This is a genomic window from Pseudomonas sp. BMW13 (assembly GCF_013357275.1).
Lineage (GTDB): Bacteria > Pseudomonadota > Gammaproteobacteria > Pseudomonadales > Pseudomonadaceae > Aquipseudomonas > Aquipseudomonas khazarica.
On sequence record NZ_SUKD01000004.1, the window covers coordinates 240,144 to 259,905 of the forward strand.

Below are 19,762 nucleotides of genomic sequence, written 5' to 3' on the forward strand. Positions count from 1 at the left end.
GTTCGATTCTTTCAGAACCGCTAGCGAAAACCACGCTTCAAAAACTTCGGCCCCGGTACGGTGCTTCCCGGAATGATAAACGTGGAATAGATTTCATCCCCGTCGGCGCCCCCTCAGGACGCTCTAGCCGACCTCATCCAACTCTTCAATCTCTGTCCACTCAAGGCAATTAACCGGTTTTGGTTTAGAGGCGTCTAGCAGATAATCCAATAGCGCCTTCACCTTCTCAGCAGATTCTGCATCGTTTTGGATACGGACAAAAGCTCGATATGGCTTCTCGTCCTTGGACTCTTTTCCGAACAATGCCGTCTCAAAGCAGGTACGACACGCAACAAGCCTGACGCGTCCTTCTGCGTTGTCGAGCTTTAGCACGGAGGCGATAGTTCTATTCATTCCCCACGCTGGATTGCCTTTACCTGCTGCCGTGAGCGGAGAATCGGTATCGTGAAGGATCGTAAACTGCTTGGAGAACTGCAGGAGGACTTTCGCTAGGGACGGGATAATCCCCTTGCCACGAGCCCGGATGATCTGGACGTCCTTATACTCGTCAACGTACATGTCCCTGATGATGGAGAAGGCCGTGTACTCGGTATCGCCTTCAACGATGATCTGCCGCCCGCCGAAGAAGAACTCGTTGACGTAGGGATCACACACGTTGAGCATCTTGAGGTTTTTCTTATCCTCGTCGTCCAGTTTGGCGCGGGTAGGTCTGTACAGGGTTGTACTTTCCACCTCGTTAGCTTCGCCACGGTGCACGCGAACAATGGTGGTATTATCCTTGGACAGATCGATGAAGATCGGTGAGTGCGAAGTAATCATGACCTGCCAGTTGCCCGTCTGAGGCAGATCGTAAAGCACTGCTCTGGCCTCCCGGATGGCCGAGGGATGAAGGCAAATCTCAGGTTCATCCAGCAGCAAGACGTGCGGCCTTGTACCCTCGGGATCCTTCGCCTCCGACAGGTATTTCAAGGCTGCCCAGAGCAAGGTTCGACGAGCACCACTACCTTGGTTGGCAATGCCTGACAGGTAACCATCTTTAGGGCCCATCAGCAGATCGGCAGTGGTTTTGAATGGGGTGTAGGCCTTTTCGATGTCCAACTCAGGTTTGGCATCAAACTTAACATGATGGTTCGGGAATAGGCGATCGAGATACTTGGTGATCTCAGACTCGATGGAAGCAACCTCTGCCTCAGTTGCTTCCACAGCTTTTGTCTGGAGCAATTTGATCTTCTCAATCACAAGTTCGTAGTCAGATAACGCTTGAGCGGGATTCGACTTGATTTGTTGAACACGCTCTTTAAGCAAGGAACTGATTAGATTGATAATCTCATTTGCTTGAGCGTCGGGTGAAGCAAACGCGTCGATGCGATGTGGGCGTGGGCGTTTGGCGTTGGCCACGTTTGGAGCTCCCCACGGCACTTGGGCATCCCAATCCCCCTTCTGCACATTGAAGCCCTGCCGCACCGGATCTTTGGTTGGACTGTCCCAGATCCAGCGTTCGCGGATCAGGAATTCTCCGTTGGCCTGGACACCAAGCCAGCGTTCTCCCGGCGCATCACTGAACACGACGGTTTGAAGCTCAATGGTCGGAAGCGCTTCCCTCTCTACTACGCCATTTGGGAAGTCGTTGATGTTCAGTTTTCCGGCAGACGACCCGTGAGACATCACGATTTCATAGGCTCGTAAAATGCTACTTTTTCCTGCGTTATTGGCGCCAACTAACACAACTATGTCATCCAGTTCGATTTCAACTGGAGTTGAACCGATTGATCGAAAGCTCTGAATGATGAGTTTATGCAGTCGTGGACGAGGGGTGCCCTCGTCAAGTAGCGAAACAACTTCGGGTATAGCTGACTTCTTAGCCATAGAAAAACCTGTAATTTTAATTCGAGCATCCAAGAATAGAGAGCTTCAGGCGAAGGTAGTGTCTTTGCCGCGGTGTAGCGTCAATGTTCCAATCATTGCGATTGTTTTCAGCTGTGGAAATCGATAGCGAAATGCTAGAGAAAAGAGCACGCAATGGGACGGATTCCGGATGACCGCTCCTGCCCAGGAACAGTCAAAAAACTAGAGGCAACGACAGTTTCGGGACCTTAGCGTTGAAATCCTGCTTGCTCTTTCATTCGTAGCCGATTGCGGCACTGTGTCTATTTCTTAGCTATCGCGGCTTTCGCACAGTCCTCGGAGAATTTTTCCTTTTCTTGTTCATTATCAATGAACTCTGCAATCTTGATGCAGTTCGCGAGAAATTGGCCTATCGCGAGCCCTCTGCCTTCCTCTGCTATTCCTTCGGTTAAGTTTTGTGCCGCCACGCCTGTTGAGAACATCTTGCCTAATTTGTTGGTTATTGAGCTAGAATTACCTCCAGTCGAAGATCCAAAACTTCCATATACAGACATTGCGTCGCGACGGGTCACATACAATGACTCAGCTAATTCATCTTTGGCACCCTGAACAGCCCCTTTGGCTTGATCATATTTTTTCTGCGCTTCGCCTTGAGCTTCTTTCATTGTGCTTATTACGTCTGCCGGAATTGGATTGCCAGCTTCAGCAGATTGCTTAACCCTTTCAGCAGTAACCGGACTGAAGCTCTTACTATTTTCAACAAAAACCCTTGCTTGATCCTTGTCAATGGCAAACTTAGTGTTGTATTCATTGATCGCATCATTTTCAGCCTTGATGGTTGCCAAGGCTGTGGCCGCTGCAGCCTCGTTTGAAAGCGCCTCCCGAAGTTTATCTACTCTTATCCTTTGTATTTCCGACTCATCTTTTTCTTCAGCCTTCCCATCTCCTTTCCCATAGGACGCGGTAATCTGAATTATATCTTTTCCGCCATCCTCACTCTTTTTCGAAACAGCTACGGGGACATATGCAGCGTCTACGTTCTTGAAGCCCAAGTTCATAGTTACGCCAGTAGATTCTGTGGTGGGGGCCGAGATATCCACCCCAAAAACTTGCTTGGATGTATACATTAATGGTGCTTGTTGTAAAGGCGCACAGCCGGCAATAAGGATCAATGACACGAATATAGTATTTTTCATATCAGTTCCTGCTATGTGTTAGGCAGATTTTATCGGGATCGATGTTGGATTTTTCTAGATAAGCAATCAGCTCGTCAGACTGAGCTTGGCTGTTTGTAAAAATGACAACCGAACATGTGCCAAGTGGAATTCGCGCGTATATTTGTTGGACATATCCAAGAGATGCCCCGCCAGGGCTGGTAATTAGCCCGATGCCAGTGATATCGAAGTATACAGCCCCATTGCTTGGCTCTAATAAATAAATTGGGAGTCCTGCGTAACTACTAACTTTAACGCCTTTGTTGTAGACATTGATAACTGTGCATCCGCCTAGGACGCAAAGCATAGAGATAAGTAATATACGCAAGGGTTTCACCTGAAATTCTTCCTTGAATAACTGGATGGCTGGCTGGATATGTTGAGTAATAGACTAGGTTTTGAGTATGTCAAGGTGATATCAGCGCCCGGCTTGCCCCTCTGGCAAAGCGGCGTTAACAAGTAGGTTCTCACCGTATGCTTGCGATAGATTGCGGTGCGTGGAAATTAGGACATAAGGAAAAAGGGACGTATTTATTTAAAGGCCAGACCGTCCGCTTTTGGCCGAAAGCAGCCAACCTCCTAACCACTGCAACTACCTGAAATCCCGGCTCCGTATATCCAGCCCGGTCAGCAGCTGGGTCAGGTCGATCAGGCGGCCGGCGATGAGGTGGCGTACGCCGTCCACCGTTTCCAGGTGGCCGTCGATGCGCAGCAGTTGTGACTGCACGAGTACGCGGCGTTGGCGTTCGGCGAGGTCGTGCCAGACGACCACGTTGATCATGCCGAACTCGTCTTCGAGGGTGACGAAGATGACGCCGCTGGCGGTTTGCGGTCGTTGCCGGCCGATCACCAGGCCGGCGACGCTGACGGCGCGGCCGTGTTCGACCGCCTGCAGGTCGTGCGAGCTTTTGCAGCGCTCGGCGCGCAGCGTTTCGCGCAGCAGGGCCAGGGGATGGGGGCCGAGGGTGGTGCCGAGGGTGTCGTAGTCGGTGAGCAGGTTCTCGCCCACCGTGGGTTCGGGCAGGCTCAGCGCGCTTTCCTGGGGGGCGGCGATGCCGGCGAACAGCGGTAGTTGTTCCTCGACGCCGGCGACGGCCCAGCGGGCCTGGTAGCGATGCCCGACCAGGCCGCTCAGGGCGCCGGCATCGGCCAGGCGTTCGCTGGCGCTGGCATCCAGGCGGGCGCGGCGGCAGAGGTCTTCCACGCCGCTGAACGCGGCGGCCTGGCGGGCCGTCTCGATCCGTCGGGCTTCCTCTTCACGCATGCCGCGAATCATCCGCAGCCCCAGGCGGATGGCCGGCTGCGTGCCGTCGCTGGCTTCGAGGCTGCAGTCCCAGTCGCTGTGGCGGACGTCGACCGGGCGTACCTGAATGCCGTGGCGCCGAGCATCCTGCAGTATCTGGTCGGGGCTGTAGAAGCCCATGGGCCAGCTGTTGACCAGGGCGCAGGCGTAGGCGGCGGGTTCGTGGCATTTCAGCCAGCAGCTGGCGTAGGCGAGGAGGGCGAAGCTGGCGGCGTGGGATTCGGGAAAACCATAGCTGCCGAAGCCTTCGATCTGCCTGAAGATGCGTTCGGTGAACTCCACCGTGTAGCCCTTTTCCAGCATGCGCGAGGTCAGGCGCTGGCGGTGTGGTTCGAGCCCGCCATGGCGCTTCCAGGCGGCCATGCTGCGGCGCAGTTCGTCGGCCTCGCCGGGCGTGTAGTCGGCGGCGACGATGGCCAGTTCCATCACCTGTTCCTGGAACAGCGGCACGCCCAGGGTGCGCTCGAACACCGGCTTCAATTCCGCCGAGGGGAAGTCGACGGGTTCCTCGCCATTCCGGCGGCGCAGGTAGGGATGAACCATGTCGCCCTGGATCGGCCCGGGGCGGACGATGGCGACCTGGATCACCAGGTCGTAGAAGGTCTGCGGGCGCAGGCGCGGGAGCATGGCCATCTGCGCGCGGGATTCGATCTGGAAGGCGCCGATGGTGTCCGCACGGCTGATCATGGCGTAGGTGGCCGGGTCGTTGGCGGGCAGGGTGGCCAGGGTCCAGAGCGTGCCACGGTAGCGCTCGATCAGGGCGAAGCAGCGGCGCAGGGCGCTGAGCATGCCGAGGGCGAGCACGTCGACCTTGAGCAGGCCGACCAGGTCCAGGTCGTCCTTGTCCCACTGGATGACGGTGCGCTCGGCCATGCTGGCGTTCTCCACCGGCACCAGGGTGTCGAGGGCGTGTTCGGAGACCACGAAACCGCCGGGGTGCTGCGACAGGTGACGAGGAAAGCCGATCAGCTCACCGGTCAGCACCAGCACCCGGCGCAGCAGCGGGTTGTGCGGGTCGAATCCGGCCTCCTGCAGGCGCTCGGCCGAGGGTGGTTCGTTGCTCCAGCGACCGCAGCAGTCGGCCAGCGCGTTGACCTGGTCGGGTGGCAGGCCGAGCGCCTTGGCGACGTCGCGCACCGCGCCGGCTCCGTGGTAGGTGTTGACCACGGCGGTCAGCGCCGCGCGGGTGCGGCCGTAGCGGCGGAACACGTACTGGATGACTTCCTCGCGGCGCTCGTGCTCGAAGTCCACGTCGATGTCCGGCGGCTCGTTGCGCTCGCGCGAGAGAAAGCGCTCGAACAGTAGCCGGTTGCAGGTGGGGTCGAGTTCGGTGATGCCGAGCACGAAGCACACTGCCGAGTTGGCCGCCGAGCCGCGCCCCTGGCAGAGGATGCTCTGCTCGCGGGCGAACTGGACGATGTCGTGGACGGTGAGGAAGTAGCTCTCGTACTGCAGCTCGGCGATCAGGCTCAGTTCGTGTTCCAGCTGGGCGCGCGCCCGTTCGGGCACGGCCTTGGGCCAGCGCCAGCAGGCACCGCGCTCGACCAGGTGGCGCAGCCAGGAGGTGGCGTCGTGGCCCGCAGGCACCAGTTCGCGGGGGTAGCGATACTGCAGTTGGCCGAGGTCGAAGCGGCAGCGTTCGGCGATGCGCAGGGTCTCGTCGAGCAGGGCGCCCGGGTACAGCTCGGCCAGTTCCTCATGCCGGCGCAGGTGGCGTTCTCCGTTGGCGAACAGGTAGGCGCCCGCGTCGGCCACGGGCAGGTGCTGGCGGATGGCGCTCATGCAGTCCTGCAGGGCGCGGCGGCCACGGGCGTGCATGTGTACGTCGCCGCAGGCCACGGCGGGCAGGGCGCAGGTACGGGCCAGGTCGAGCAGTCGCTGCAGGCGAGCGTTGTCGTCCGCGCCCCGGTGCAGTTCGACGCCGAGCCACAGACGTTCGCGGAAGCGGCTGCGCAGCCAGGGCAGGGGCTGGGCATCCTGGGCTTCCAGCCAGATCGCCAGCAGCCCATCGAGCGGGGCCTCGAAGTCTTCGCGCAACAGGCGGTAGGTGCCTTTCGCGGCCCGCCGTCGGGCACGGGTTATCAAGCCGCAGAGGGCCTGATAACCCGCCAGGTTCTCGGCCAGCAGCACCAGCTTGGGGCCACCCTCGATCAGCACTTCACTGCCGACGATCAAGGCCACGTTCTGTTTCTTGGCCGCCTGCCAGGCGCGCACGATGCCGGCCAGGGTGCATTCGTCGGTGATCGCCAGGGCTCGGTAGCCGAGGCGGGCAGCACGCTCGAACAGCTCCTGGGCGCTGGAGGCGCCGCGCTGGAAACTGAAGTTCGACAGGCAATGCAGTTCGGCGTAGCCGTTCATGCGAACCAGCCGTGCAACTGCAGGGGGCCACTGCTGCCGACCGGGCGGAAGGCCCAGCCGCGCTGGCCGCTGCGGGTCTCCACGACGTAGTAGTCGCGGCGTATGTCGTCGCCGTCCCACCAGCCGGATTCGATGCGCTCCGGGCCGCAGAGGATGCGCAGCGATGCCTCCTGCAGTGCCTGTGGTTCGGCGAGCAGCCAGCCGGGGCGCGGCGCACTGGCGGGCAGCGCTGCGGCGATTGGTTCCTGCGTCCAGGCGCGTTCGGGGCGGTGATCGGCACGCGCGCCGAGGCCATGTACGGCCTCGTCACCGAGTCGGGCACGCAGGCGTTCGCGCAGCTGTTCCCAGGGTTGGTTCTGCTGCGGGCGTTCAGTGAACAGCTGATGATGCTGCGGGGCGAAGGCGGGCAGTTCGCGTGCGACCAGGCGCACCGCCAGGACCGGCGCGGGCAGTTGCTGGTGTTCCAGCCGGCCACGGGTCAGTTCGAAGAGCATGCCGGCGTCGCGCTCGGCGCTGAGCAGGCCGATCTGCACCCGGGTTTCGTTGCCGGTGCGGTGTTCCAGGTGCAGGGTGAAGCGCTGCACGCCACTGTCGCGGCCCGCCAGGTAGGCGGCGAGGTCAGCGGTCAGGCGGCGTAGCGGGAAGAGCAGGGCCTGGTGCGACGCCACTTCGAAGTTCAGTTCGATGCGGGTGTCGAAGACATCCGGCGGTGTGTAGAACTCCAGGGCCAGGGGGCGCTGCCCGAGCAGGGTGTCGAGCTGCGCCAGCACCTCGGCCGGGAAGCGCCTGGCCACGCTGGCGCGCGGCAGTTCCCAGAGTTGCCGCAGCTGTCTCAGGCCCATGCGGTTGAAGGCGCTGCTCGCGGTGGCGCTCAGGCCGAGGCGATCCACCGGCAGCGGGGCAAGCAGCTGCTGCAGGCCATGCGCATCGCTGGCCAGCAGACCGTCGCCGACGTTGACCAGCACGCGTGCCGCCGCCGGGTTAGGGGCGGCGGCGATGCGGTGCTGAAAACCCAGGGCGGCGAGCTCCGTGCGCAGGCGCGTCTCGAAGGATGGCCAGGGGCCAAACAGACCCAGGCTGGATTGCACCTCCAGCAGCAGGCAGCGTGGGTAGTGCAGGCTGACCTGGGCACTGAAACCATAGGCCCAGGCCGCCAGGAAGCGGTGCCAGCGTTCGATCTGCCCGACGTCGTATTCGCAGGTGGCGAAGTCGTGCGTCAGGGCCTGCGCGGCGGTCAGCGACAGGCCCGGTTTCAGGCCGAGCGCACGTGCGGCCGGGTTGACGGCCTGCAGCACGCGGCGCTGAGGCGAACCGCTGAGCAGCGCCAGTGGCGTCTCGCTGTCGCTGCGCTGGCGCAGCACGCCGTCCATGGCCAGTTGCGGCAGCAGGATGCAGGCCCAGAGCATGTGCGCCTCAGTGCCAGGGGGCGGCGATGGGGCGTGCAGGGGCGAGGCCGCCACGGCACTTGAGCACGCGAATGCGCGCCGGCTGGCTCTCCACGGCCAGGCGCAGCGCCGCTGGCGAAGGGTTTGCGGCTTCCTCGAGCGGGCGATAGGCAAAGGCCAGGGTCTGCCCGGTCGCGGCGGCCACCTGCAGGCGGCGCAGCGCGCGGTCGTCGGCCTGGCGCAGCCAGCACAGCACGGCGCCGCAACTGCCCGAGCGCAGGCACTGCTCGGCGGCCCAGAGGGCATCGCGTGCCTGGGCGCGGATGATGCTCAGGTAGCGCAGGTCGATGCCGGCATCCTGCCAGGCCTGGGGATAGGGCAGGTGGGGCGGAGCCACCAGCACCACGCGCTCATTCGCCTGGGTGAGGCGCGCCAGGGTCGGCCACAGCAGGCGCAGTTCGCCGATGCCGGTGGCGGCCGTCAGCACTTCGCTGAGCGCCGCAGCCGGCCAGCCGCCACCCGGGAGTGCGGCATCCAGCATGGCATGGCCCGTCGACGGATTGGACGGTGAAGGGGCGGAGACGACCTGCCCGCGCCAGACACGGCGGGCATCGAGCAGGCGATCGAGAGCGACCACGGATGACATGCGGGTAATGCACCAAGAATACTGTATGGATGAACAGTATTTGCTGCCGGCTGGCCAGGGTCAAGTCGCGGGCGATGAAGCGTGCAGCTCGCTGCCCGGGGGCGCCGCTCGCGGACTCAGGAGGGCGCCCGCTCGACCCGGTTGCGTCCGGCCGACTTGCCTTCGTAGAGCGCGGCATCCGCGCGGGCGATGCTGTGGCTGAGCGATTGCCCGGCGTGGTGCTGGCTGATGCCGATCGACAGGGTTACGCCGATGTGGCTGCCGTTGCCGTCGATCCGCAGCGCCTGGACGGCCTCGCGAATGCGCTCGGCGCTGGCCGCTGCCTGGTCCAGGTCGGTGTGCGGCAGCAGCGCGAGGAATTCCTCGCCTCCCCAGCGACCGATGAAGTCCTGCTCGCGCATCGAGTCCTTGAGCACGCGGCTCACGGCTTTGAGTACCTGGTCGCCCATGTCGTGCCCGTAGGCGTCGTTGATCGCCTTGAAGTGGTCGATGTCCATCAGCATCAGGGTCATCTCGGCCGGCTGCTGCACCTTCTCGGCCAGGCTGATCAGGTGGCGGCGGTTGAACAGTCCGGTCAGCGGGTCGGTGGTGGCCATGCGTGCCAGCTTCTTGTGCGCGCGGGTCACGGTGACCACGTAGAACAGCGCCAGGTAGCTGAACATGCAGAACACCACCGTCAGGTTGAAGACATGCACGGCCAGCAGGGCGTTCGACGAGATCGGCTGCAGCGGTGGCAGGTACCACATCAGGACGTCCAGCCCCACGTAGTAGGCCCACAGGCAGATGGCGAGTATCCAGGCGCTGCGTGCCCGCATGCTGACGAACAGCGCCGGGATGAACATCAGCAGGTAGTAGTGAAAGCCACTCTCCCAGCCGACCATCAGCGTGCCCAGCCCCGCATGCACCAGCACTTCGATGCGGATCAGCATCACCGCCAGGCGGTTGCGCCGCTGCTTGAAGGCGCGATAGGCGTAGACGTACATGGCCACGCTGATCACGTTCACCCAGCCGAGGATCGGGGAGCCGAGGCCGAGGAAGATGAACAGGAAGGCGACGTCCACGCAGGCCGCCAGCTGGCAGCAGCGCATGGACAGTTGCCAGAACTCGGGGCGGGCCTCGCGTTTATGAGGGTTGTCTGAGGGCATCGCTGAAGGCTTCCTGGCCGTTGCTGGAGCGCCCGGCGCACAGGCGTCGGGTCAGCGCGGCGACGCCGTCGCCGTGCCGGGCCACATTACGAGGCCGCTCGTCGTACGTCCAGTGGCATTCGGCCATGTGCGCGATGTGGCGTTCAGGCGCTGACCCAGCGCTGGCGTGCCCAGCCGCTCAGTGCATCGACCGCCAGCACCAGCAGCAACATGGCGAGAATCACCGTGGCCGCCTGGGCCTCCTGGAACAGGCTGAGGGACATGTAGAGCATCTGCCCCAGGCCGCCGGCGCCAACGAAGCCGAGCACGCTGGCCATGCGGATGTTGTTCTCCCAGCGGTACAGGCTGTAGGCCACCAGTTGCGGCCAGACCCCCGGCAGGGTGCCGTAGCAGAAGGCGAGCAGGCGGCCGCCGCCGTTCTCGCGGATGGCGTCGGCGGGCTCGCGCGGGGTGTTTTCCAGCGCTTCGGCGAACAGCCGGCCAAGCACGCCGGCGGTGTGCAGGGCCAGGGCCAGGGTGCCGGCATTGGGGCCGAGGCCGGCGGCCAGCACCATCAGCGCCGCCCACACCAGCTCGGGAATGGCGCGCAGGGCGTTGAGCAGCAGGCGCGTGGCGTGCAGGGCAAGGCCGCCGAAGCGCCCGGCAGCCGGCAGGGCCAGGGCCAGGCCGAGCAGGGCGGCGAGCAGGGTGCCGATGGCGGACATGGCCAGGGTTTCCAGCGCGCCACGGCCAATGGCCTGCAGGTGCGCGGCGGAGAAGTCCGGATGCAGGAAGCCACTGGCGTACTGGCCCATCTGCGCCAGGCTGTCGCCGGCCACCAGCGCGCCGAGGTCGATGCCCAGGTAGACGAATGACGCAACCACCGCGCCGAGAAGGGCGAGGAGCAGGATCAGGTTGCCGCTTCTCATGTCAGCCTCGCGCGCAGCAGGCGGCTGAGCTGGTCGGCGAGCAGCACCAGCAGCAGGAAGGTGAGCAGCATGCTGGCCACTTCGCCGCCCGCGAACATGCGCAGCGACAGGTCGATCTGCTGGCCCAGGCCGCCGGCGCCGACGAAGCCCATCACCACCGAGGCGCGAATCGCGCACTCCCAGCGGTACACGGTGTAGGAGAGCATCTCGCCAGCGGCATTGGGCAGCACGCCATAGGCGAAGGCCGCCAGGCGGCTGCTGCCGGCGCCGAGCAGGGCGCGGGCGGGGCGGGTATCGACCGACTCGAAGATTTCCGCGTAGACCTTGCCGAGCATGCCGGCGTAGGTGATGGCGATGGCCAGCACCCCGGCGGTGGGGCCGAGGCCGACGGCACGCACGAACAGCAGCGCCCAGACGATCTCCGGCACGCTGCGCAGGAAGATCAGCAAACCGCGCACCGGCCAGCGCGCCAGGCGGGCCCACCAGGCCGGGCGGCCGCCACGGTGCAGCGCCGACAGCGACAGCGCGCGGCTGGCCAGCAGCGAGGCGGGAATGGCGATCAGCAGTGCCAGGCTCATGCCGGCGGTGGCGATGGCCAGGGTTTCCAGGGTGGCGCGGCCGAGCAGGGCGAGGAACTCGGCATCATGCGCGGGCGGCCAGAAGCCGGCGAGGAAGTTGCCCATGGCGCGGGTGTTGTCGCCCGCCACCAGCACGGCCAGGTTCAGCTCGCTGAGGTCGATGCCCGGCCACAGCAGGAGCAGCGCCAGTAGCGTGATCAGCAACCGTGGCAGGGCGGCGGGGTCGCGTGGGGCGGTTGTCAGCATCGCGGGATGTGCACCGGCTGCACCTGCACGGGCAGGCTGGGCGAGGCTTGCAGTTGCTCGTTGGCGTACAGCGCCTGCAACTGTGCGGGCTGCACGTCGGCGGCCGGCAGGTCGAAGGCGATGCGTCCGTCGCGAATGCCGATCACCCGTGGGAAGTGCGCCAGGGCCAGGTCGACGGCATGCAGGCTGGCGAGCAGGGTCATGCCGCGCTCGGCGGCCTCGCGGTTGAGCACGGCCAGGGTGTGCCCGGCCAGCACCGGGTCCATGGCCGAGACAGGCTCGTCGGCGAGGATCAGCTCCGGCGCCTGGTACAGCACGCGGGCGATGCCGACGCGCTGCAGCTGGCCACCGGAGAGCTGGTCGCAGCGTTGGTAGAGCTTGTCGGCGATGTCCAGGCGCGCCAGGGCCGTCTGGGCGCCGGAGGCATCCAGCGGGTAGAGCAGGTTGAGCAGGCCCTTGGCCAGGGGCCACTGGCCGAGCTTGCCAGCCAGCACGGCGGTGACCACGCGCTGGCGCGGTGGCAGCGGCGGCGCCTGGTGGATCAGGCCGATGCGCGCACGCAGGCGCTGGCGCTGGCCGGCAGCCAGGCGCCAGGGGTCGTGTTGCAGCAGGTCGAGCGTGCCGCGCGTGGGTTGCAGGCTGGTGGCCAGCAGGCGCAGCAGGGTGGTCTTGCCGGCCCCGGAGGGGCCGATGATGGCCACCCGTTCGCCGGGGGCGATGTGCAGATCGATGGCCTCGAGCGCGACCTTGCCGTTGGCGTGGGCCAGGCCCACGCCACGCAGCGTGACACTCACTTCAACAGGCCGGCGGCGCGAGCGGCCTCTTCGATGCCTTCGTAGTTGGCGGGCTGGGTCTCGATGAAGCGGCTGGCAGCCTGCAGGTCGAGAATCGCCTTCTGCTCCGGCTTGGCCGGGTCGAGGGCGAGGAAGGCGGCCTTGATCTTCGCCTGCAGGTCGGCGTCGAGGTTGCCGCGCACGGTCCAGTTGTAGTCGTAGTAGGTCGGGGTGGTGGCGAAGACCTTGACCTTGTCGGTGTCGACCTTGCCGGCGTCGACCAGCTTCTGCCACACCGAGGCGTTGAGCACGCCCGCGTCGGCCTTGCCGGCCTGGACCCAGGCAGCGGTGGCGTCGTGGGCGCCGGAGTAGGCCACGCGGCTGAAGAAGTCTTCCGGCTTGATGCCGTCCTGCAGCATGAAGTAGCGCGGCATCAGGCTGCCGGAGGTGGAGGACACGGAACCGAAGGCGAAGGTCTTGCCCTTGAGGTCCTGCAGCGATTTCACCGCCGGGTCGGAGGTGATGAACTTGCTGGTGAACTCGGCATCCTGTTCACGCTGTACCAGCGGCACGGCGTTCCCGGTTTTCAGGCGCGCCTGGACGAAGGTGAAGCCACCCAGCCAGGCCATGTCGATGCGGTCGGCCGCCAGCGCTTCGACCACGGCGGCGTAGTCGGCCACCGGCACGAACTCCACCTTCATGCCCAGCTCCTGCTCCAGGTAGGCACCCAGCGGCTTGAACTTGCGCAGCAGCTCGGTGGGGGCTTCGTCGGGGATGGCCGAGACCTTGAGGACGTCGGCGGCGTGCGCGAATACTGCAGATACGGACAGAGCGATGCCGGCGGCGAGTGCCAGGGTTTGCTTGAACATGACGGATTCTCCGGTTCAATAGCGGGGAAGGCGTGCGCAGTATAGTGGCCGAACGACGCGCTTGCAGCACGCGCGCGCTGACTGCGGGGTTAAGATGCGCGCTGGATACGAACTGCCTGGAGTTGATCGATGACTGCAACGCTGCCCGCCCTGGCTTTTGCCGGCATTGGCCTGATGGGCCTGCCGATGACCCGCCGCCTGCTCGCTGCCGGCTACCCGCTGACCCTGTGGAACCGCTCGCCGGACAAATGCGCGCCGCTGCTGGAGCTGGGGGCGCATCGCGTGGAGAACCCGGCGGAGCTGTGCCGCGATGCCAGCGTGGTGATGCTCTGCCTGGCCAATACCGAGGTGGTGCGCGAGGTGGTGTTCGGCCCCGGCGGGATAGTCGAGAGCGCGCGCCCGGGCCAGCTGCTGGTGGACTTCTCCAGCCTGGACCCGGCCGCCACGCGGGAGATGGCCGCCGAGCTGGAGGCGCGCAGCGGCATGCGCTGGGTCGACGCGCCGGTGTCCGGCGGCACGCCTGGCGCCGAGGCCGGTAGCCTGGCGATCATGGCCGGTGGTCGCGACGAGGACGTGGAGCGGGTGCGGCCGATCCTGGCACACCTGGGCCAGCGCCTGACGCGCATGGGCGACGTCGGTGCCGGGCAGGTGACCAAGGTGTGCAACCAGATGATCGTGGCCTGCAACGCGCTGGTGATCGCCGAGGTGGTGGCGCTGGCCGAACGCTCCGGGGTCGACGCCAGCCAGATCGCGCCGGCCCTGGCGGGCGGTTTCGCCGATTCCAAGCCGCTGCAGATCCTGGCGCCGCAGATGGCGGCCAGCCAGTTCGAACCGATCAAGTGGCACGTGCGCACGTTGCTCAAGGATCTCGACACGGCGGTGAAGCTGTCGCGCGAGCAGGGCGGCGCCACGCCCATGAGCGGCCTGGCGGCGCAGCTGATGCGCCTGCACGGCAGCCAGGGCTTTCTCGAGCGCGACCCGGCCACGCTGGTGGAGCTGCTGCGGGAGCAATGCCCATGAAGATCGCCGCCAACCTGTCCATGTTGTTCACCGAGTTGCCGCTGCGCGAGCGTGTGCTGGCGGCGATGCGTGAAGGGTTCGACGGCGTGGAAATCCAGTTTCCCTACGAACTGCCTGGCATCGCCCTGAAAGAGGTGCTGGCGCTCAGCGGCTTGCCGCTGCTGCTGATCAACGTTCCTGCAGGCGATCTGATGAGCGGCGGCCCGGGCCTGGCCGGCGTGCCCGTGCGCCAGACCGAGTTCGACGCCGCCCTGCAGGAGGCGCTGAGCTACGCGGCCATGGTCCGCCCGGCGTGCGTCAACGTGCTGCCGGGGCGCCTGGCCGAGGGCGTGAGCCGCGAGCAGGCGCTGGACTGCCTGGCCGCCAACCTGCGCAAGAGTGCCGAGGCATTCGCCGTGCTGGGCATCCGGGTGCTGGTGGAGGCGATCAACCCCATCGACATGCCGGGCTTCCTGATCAACACGCCGGAGCACCTGGATGAGCTGCTGCGCGCGGTGGATCACCCCAATCTGGCGGCGCAGTACGACCTCTACCACATGGCCCGGCAGGGGCTGGACGTCGCCGCCGGTGTGCGCCTGCTGGCCGGGCGTGTCGGCCATGTGCAGTTCGCCGATGTGCCGGGGCGGGGGGCGCCGGGGACCGGGGAGCTGGCCTTCCCGCCGTTGCTGAGCGCGCTGCGTGACAGCGGCTATGACGGCTGGCTGGGCGCCGAGTACAAGCCGGGAGAAGCGGGTACGCAGGCCAGCCTGAGCTGGTTGCCGGCGTTCAGGGCTTGAGTGTGAGCTGCCTGGATCGCGGCTGAAGCCGCTCCTACGACCCGCCCCGTAGCCCAGATGAAATCCGGGAATGTAGGGTGGACGTCGCTTTTCACGTCCACCGCAACGGTGGATCGGTGAAGCGTGATCCACCCTACGTTCGCTGGCGTGAGGTGTACGTTTCGCGGCTGAAGCCGCTCCTACGGGGTTTGCATGGCTGCTTGTGGGAGGCGCTTCAGCGGCGAGCGTCTGCTCAGGGCGTGAGGGCTCAGGAGCCGCTCGCTACCCGCTCCAGCGGCCGATAGTGTGGCGGGAACAGCGAGATGATCTCGGCCAGCGGCACCGGTTTGCTGAACAGGTAGCCCTGCACCTGATCGCAGCCGCGTTCCTGCAGGAAGGCCAGTTGTTCGACGGTCTCCACGCCTTCGGCGACCACTTTCAGATGCAGGGCGTGGGCCATGGCGATGATGGCGTGGACTATCTCGCGGTCCGGGCTGGAGTTGACCACGTCCTGGATGAACGAACGATCGATCTTCAGCGTGTCCAGCGGCAGGCGGCGCAGGTAGGCAAGGGATGAATAGCCGGTGCCGAAGTCGTCGATGGACAGGCTCAAGCCCAGCGCCCGGATGCTTTCCAGCAGGCCGATGGCTCGGTTGATGTTGCTCAGCAGCGCGCTCTCGGTGACCTCCAGTTCCAGGCAATGGGCCGGGCAGTGAGTCGAACGCAGCAGCTGTTCGATGCGGCCAGGCAACTGGTCGGTGCCCAGGTTGAGTGCCGAGCAGTTGACCGCGATCTTCAGGCCGGAATACCCCATGTGCTCGAGGTTGTTGAGGTCCAGGCAGGCGCTGCGCAACACCCAGTGGTCGAGCAGGTCGATGAAGCCATTGGCTTCGGCGATGGCGATGAAGCGGTCCGGCGTGAGCAGGCCGTGCTGCGGGTGGTGCCAGCGCACCAGCGCTTCCAGCTTGCTCAGCGCGCCACTGCGCAGGTCGATGATCGGCTGGTAGTAGAGCAGCAGGCCGCTGTCCTGCTGCAGGGCCAGGCGCAGGTCTTCCTCCAGTTGCAGCTCGAAGGAGGCCTTCTGCTTGAGGTGCGGGTTGAAGAAGTGCACCACGTTGCGACCGCTGCCCTTGGACTGGTACAGCGCCAGGTCGGCATGCTTGAGCAGCTCGTCGGCATTGCTGCCGTCCTGCGGGAACAGGCTGATGCCGACGCTGGTGGTCATCACGATCTTGCGCCCGGCCAGGCTGATCGGCTCTTTCATCTGCTCCAGCATGCGATTGGCCAGGGCACGCGGGTCGGCATTGCTGTCGAGGCTGGCGACCACGCAGAATTCGTCGCCGCCGAAGCGGGCGATGATGTCACGCTCGCGCAGCGCCAGGCGGATGCGCTGCGCGACCATGCGCAGCAGCTCGTCACCGGCGTCGTGGCCGAGGCTGTCGTTGATGCGCTTGAAGTGATCGACGTCGAGGAACATCACCGCCAGGCTGCGGTTGGTCACCGCATGCTCCTCGAGGGCGGCGGCGAAGACCCGGTTGAAGCCTCGGCGGTTGAGCAGCTCGGTCAGGGGGTCGTAGTGCGCCACCTGTTCCAGCGAAGCCTTGGCCTGGTCGAGCTGCACCAGCAGGCTGTTCACCCGTTGCAGGTCACGGTCCTTGTCATCCAGCTTGTGCCCGATCCACGCGGCCGCCAGGCTCAGGCCCAGGATCAGCAGGGTGATCGAGGCGACGATCAGCCCCAGCTGCAGGCTGTTGTCGGCACTGCGCAACTGCAGGGGCGTGCCATCCGGCACCACGAGGTTGAGCGCCGCCATGCCGGTGTAGTGCATGGCGGCGATGGCCGCGCCCATCACCAGGGCAGCGCAACAGCGCATCCAGCGCTGTTGTCTGGGCGAGCCGACACGCACGTAGCGGTCGATCAGCAGCGCCGCGAAGCTGGCGCTGATGGCGATGAGGATGGACAGGCTGAACAGGCCGCCATGGTAATAGGCGTGCGCCGGCGAGCGGATGGCGGCCATGCCGCTGTAGTGCATGGCAGTGATGCCCAGGCCGATGATCAGGGCCGCCAGCAACTGCCGGCCCAGGCCGGCCTGCGCCATGCTCATGCAGTAGAGCGCGAGCAGGGCGGCGGCCAGCGCCACCAGCAGTGACAGTGCGGTGGTGGCCAGGTGGTAGTGAATGACCACCGGGGCCTGGAACGCCAGCATGCCGATGAAGTGCATGGACCAGATGCCGCCCGCCAGGCACAGCCCGCCGACCAGGCCCCAGATCAGGCGCATGCTGCGCCTGTGAACCTGCTCCAGGTGCTTGGTGATGGTCAGCGTGCTGAGGCTGCCGATGGTGGCGATGGCGTACGACAGCAGCACCAGCCAGGGGTCATGGCTGCAGTCCAGCAGGAGCTGCCCCTGAACGGGCAGGTCACTGAGGAACCTGATCGAGAGTCCTTCCATTACCACCCCCGCTTGCCTGCGGTATGCGTGCCCGGTTCAGTGAAGCACAGGCTCGCCGTTACGGCCTACTTGCCGTAATCGTTGAGCGAGATCACCCGGGTCTTGCCGATGCGATGGCGGTAGATCTCGCGCAGGTACTTGATCGCCTGCTTGACGCTCTCGCGCGACAGGCGGATGTCGTTGATCGAGACGAACTTCTCGGCATCGTGGATCAGCTCGCGGTACTTCTTCTCGTACATCGGCTTGATCGCGTACCAGTTGGTGTCGAGGATCTTCGCCGGGTCCTCGTGTTCGTTGAGCATGGCGTCGAGCTGCGCCTCGTTGAAGCGCTCGGCGACGATGAAGTCGAGCATGGCGTCGTCCAGGCTGTCGTCGAAGCGGTACTGGTCGCGGGCGAAGCAGCGCTTGATGTAGGCGACGATCAGGGTCAGGAAATCGTCCGACAGGCAAGGGCTCTTGACGATCAGGGTGGTCAGCGAGAGGTTGGCCGAGGCGCCGATCACCAGCGCATAGCGCTTGAGCGTGGTGTTGGGGAAGAGGTTGTTGAGGTGGGTCTTGAGCCGGTTCAGGTCCATGTAGGACAGCTTGTAGTCCTTGGGCAGGGAGACGATGGACACCACCGACGAGCAGTTCTTGAAGAAGTGCAGGTCGCTCAACTGCGCCGCGTCGTAGCCGCTGGCCTTGTACTGCTCGAGGGCCTGGCGGTAGCGCTTGGATTCGATCGGCAGCAGGCTGATGCCCTCGATGGCCTGGGTGACCTTGTTGAAATGCGGCAGGTCGATGGAGCGGAAGAACAGGTCGTCGATGTTCAGCCGGGGCGGGTGCTGTTCCTTGTCCAGCACGCGGAATTTCTCCGATAGCTGGGCGTGCTGCTCGGGCACCACGGATTCGGCGTAGGCCACGGCCACCGGGCCTGCCAGGCTCATGAACAGGTCGTTGGCATCGAGGCGGATGGTCTCGCCGATGTCGATGCCGGCGCGGCGGAAGTAGTTCTGGTCGTAGTCGCTGGTCACCGCCTGGGCGGTGAGGATGTTGAAGATCTGCTGCGAGATGTACTGGTTGGCGTGGCGCTCCATGGCGGTCACGTCGATGTTGTGGATGCTGCCGTCACCGCTTTCCTCGGCGTAGCGCATGATGTCGTTGGAGATCAGCATCATGGCGTTCCACGGACGGATGCGGCGCATCACGCTCTCGGCGCTGTTCTGCTCGTTGTCGAAGTTGTAGGAGAAGTCCCATTCCTCGGCCAGGTACTTGCAGAGCAGGCGCCCGGCGTTGATGTGCAGGGCCTCGGACATCTCGCTGCGCTGGTCGGAGATGTTCGGCAGGATGCAGATGCCGCTGGTGAAGATCGGCTCGAAGACGAAGCCACGATCGCGCTCCGTCTCGGCGTCCTCCGGCGCCTTGCTGTCGAAGGTCTTGCTCATGTAGGCAAACTGCTGCGCCAGGCCGAACTCCGAGGCCATGCCGGAGCCGGTGCCGCCGCCGGCGCTGAAGATATAGAAGTACAGCCGCGACTGGTTGGCCTTGATGCCGCAGGAGTCGATCAGGTAGCTGTGGATGAACTTCCAGTCTTCGTTGGAGAAGCGCTGGGTGTCCTTGTTGAGGATGATCTTGGCCAGGTACTGGCCGAGGATCGGCGCGTTGCCGGCCCCACCGGCATGCACCTCGGACAGGTCCATGATCTTCATCTTGCTGTAGTCGTCGAGAAAGCCGCTCATCTCGCCCTTGCGCGAGAAACGGATGCGCCCGGCGATGTCCTTGTCCAGGTCGCCGAGCATCACCAGCGGCTCGATCAGGAACACCGGCTTGCTGCTCTTGCTCGGCGCGCGCAGCAGGTTGCTGCGAATCCAGCGGCTGGGACGGGAGGCCTGCTCGATGGCCGCCGTGGCTTCGCTGTGAAACTCCTCCAGGTAGAACTGGCGGGCGTTGTAGACCAGCGAGGCGACGTCCAGGGCGATGTTCGAGCCGCAGCGCCCCAGGCCGATCAGGCACACCGAGGGGAACTGCTGGATGCGACTCGACTCGCTGTCGTCCAGTGGCTCGCCCAGGGGGAACACCATGTTGCGCAGGCCATCGAGGTTGTCGAGGATGCGCTCGATGTCGCGTTCGGTGAAGTACAGGTACTGCTCGCCAGTGTCGCTTTGCACCGCCAGCGCGGATGGCGCCAGCAGGGTGTCGGCGAGATCGGCCAGGGTGGCTTCCTTGGCGGGGGCTACGGCGTCTTTTTTAGTTTTCATCAGCGACAGTCCGGCGAGTCAGTGGGATGTT

The 19,762-nt window shown here is 64.5% G+C and carries 14 protein-coding genes; 2 read left to right on the forward strand and 12 right to left on the reverse strand.

Going from position 1 to position 19,762, the window contains the following annotated elements:
* Positions 1 to 123: 123 nt before the first annotated feature.
* The 10 genes from E4487_RS04805 to E4487_RS04850 all read right to left on the reverse strand — a co-directional run bounded on the left by E4487_RS04805 (position 124) and on the right by E4487_RS04850 (position 13,270).
* The gene (locus E4487_RS04805; protein WP_175252814.1) at positions 124 to 1,866 is read right to left on the reverse strand and encodes an ATP-dependent endonuclease; all 1,743 of its coding nucleotides are present in this window, start codon (positions 1,864 to 1,866) and stop codon (positions 124 to 126) included.
* Positions 1,867 to 2,147: 281 nt separating this feature from the next.
* The gene (locus E4487_RS04810; RefSeq protein WP_175252815.1) at positions 2,148 to 3,041 is read right to left on the reverse strand and encodes a hypothetical protein; all 894 of its coding nucleotides are present in this window, start codon (positions 3,039 to 3,041) and stop codon (positions 2,148 to 2,150) included.
* A gap of 610 nt (positions 3,042 to 3,651) precedes the next feature.
* Entirely contained in the window at positions 3,652 to 6,720 is a 3,069-nt protein-coding gene (locus tag E4487_RS04815) for an error-prone DNA polymerase (RefSeq protein WP_175252816.1), read from the reverse strand.
* A complete protein-coding gene (locus tag E4487_RS04820) occupies positions 6,717 to 8,126 on the reverse strand; it encodes a DNA polymerase Y family protein (RefSeq protein ID WP_175252817.1) in 1,410 nt (469 codons plus the stop codon). Before E4487_RS04820 ends, E4487_RS04815 begins: the two co-directional genes overlap by 4 nt.
* A 7-nt stretch (positions 8,127 to 8,133) precedes the next feature.
* The gene (gene imuA / locus E4487_RS04825; protein ID WP_175252818.1) at positions 8,134 to 8,751 is read right to left on the reverse strand and encodes a translesion DNA synthesis-associated protein ImuA; all 618 of its coding nucleotides are present in this window, start codon (positions 8,749 to 8,751) and stop codon (positions 8,134 to 8,136) included.
* A 116-nt stretch (positions 8,752 to 8,867) separates the two neighbouring features.
* Positions 8,868 to 9,896 (reverse strand): diguanylate cyclase, encoded by a 1,029-nt coding sequence (locus tag E4487_RS04830; RefSeq protein WP_152489340.1) that lies wholly within the window; start codon positions 9,894 to 9,896, stop codon positions 8,868 to 8,870.
* Between the two features lie 143 nt (positions 9,897 to 10,039).
* On the reverse strand, positions 10,040 to 10,804 hold the full coding sequence (gene phnE, locus E4487_RS04835) for a phosphonate ABC transporter, permease protein PhnE (RefSeq protein WP_134677125.1): 765 nt from the start codon (positions 10,802 to 10,804) through the stop codon (positions 10,040 to 10,042).
* Entirely contained in the window at positions 10,801 to 11,628 is an 828-nt protein-coding gene (locus tag E4487_RS04840) for an ABC transporter permease (RefSeq protein WP_175252819.1), read from the reverse strand. Before E4487_RS04840 ends, phnE begins: the two co-directional genes overlap by 4 nt.
* Entirely contained in the window at positions 11,622 to 12,422 is an 801-nt protein-coding gene (locus tag E4487_RS04845) for a phosphonate ABC transporter ATP-binding protein (protein WP_175252820.1), read from the reverse strand. Before E4487_RS04845 ends, E4487_RS04840 begins: the two co-directional genes overlap by 7 nt.
* Positions 12,419 to 13,270 (reverse strand): putative selenate ABC transporter substrate-binding protein, encoded by an 852-nt coding sequence (locus E4487_RS04850; RefSeq protein ID WP_047586185.1) that lies wholly within the window; start codon positions 13,268 to 13,270, stop codon positions 12,419 to 12,421. Before E4487_RS04850 ends, E4487_RS04845 begins: the two co-directional genes overlap by 4 nt.
* A gap of 129 nt (positions 13,271 to 13,399) precedes the next feature.
* Here E4487_RS04850 and E4487_RS04855 point away from each other — a divergent pair, with 129 nt between their 5' ends.
* Together E4487_RS04855 and E4487_RS04860 are read left to right on the forward strand one after the other, a co-directional pair.
* Positions 13,400 to 14,290 carry an NAD(P)-dependent oxidoreductase gene (locus E4487_RS04855; RefSeq protein ID WP_175252821.1) on the forward strand — a complete coding sequence of 297 codons (891 nt, stop codon included), beginning with the start codon at positions 13,400 to 13,402 and terminating at the stop codon, positions 14,288 to 14,290.
* On the forward strand, positions 14,287 to 15,066 hold the full coding sequence (locus E4487_RS04860) for a hydroxypyruvate isomerase family protein (RefSeq protein WP_175252822.1): 780 nt from the start codon (positions 14,287 to 14,289) through the stop codon (positions 15,064 to 15,066). Before E4487_RS04855 ends, E4487_RS04860 begins: the two co-directional genes overlap by 4 nt.
* Positions 15,067 to 15,313: 247 nt before the next feature.
* On the opposite strand, the gene E4487_RS04865 is transcribed toward E4487_RS04860, so the two are convergent.
* Positions 15,314 to 17,494: a bifunctional diguanylate cyclase/phosphodiesterase gene (locus tag E4487_RS04865; protein ID WP_175252823.1), complete on the reverse strand. Its 2,181-nt coding sequence runs from the start codon at positions 17,492 to 17,494 to the stop codon at positions 15,314 to 15,316.
* A 65-nt stretch (positions 17,495 to 17,559) separates the two neighbouring features.
* Positions 17,560 to 19,731 carry a hypothetical protein gene (locus tag E4487_RS04870; RefSeq protein ID WP_134677130.1) on the reverse strand — a complete coding sequence of 724 codons (2,172 nt, stop codon included), beginning with the start codon at positions 19,729 to 19,731 and terminating at the stop codon, positions 17,560 to 17,562.
* Positions 19,732 to 19,762: the final 31 nt, after the last annotated feature.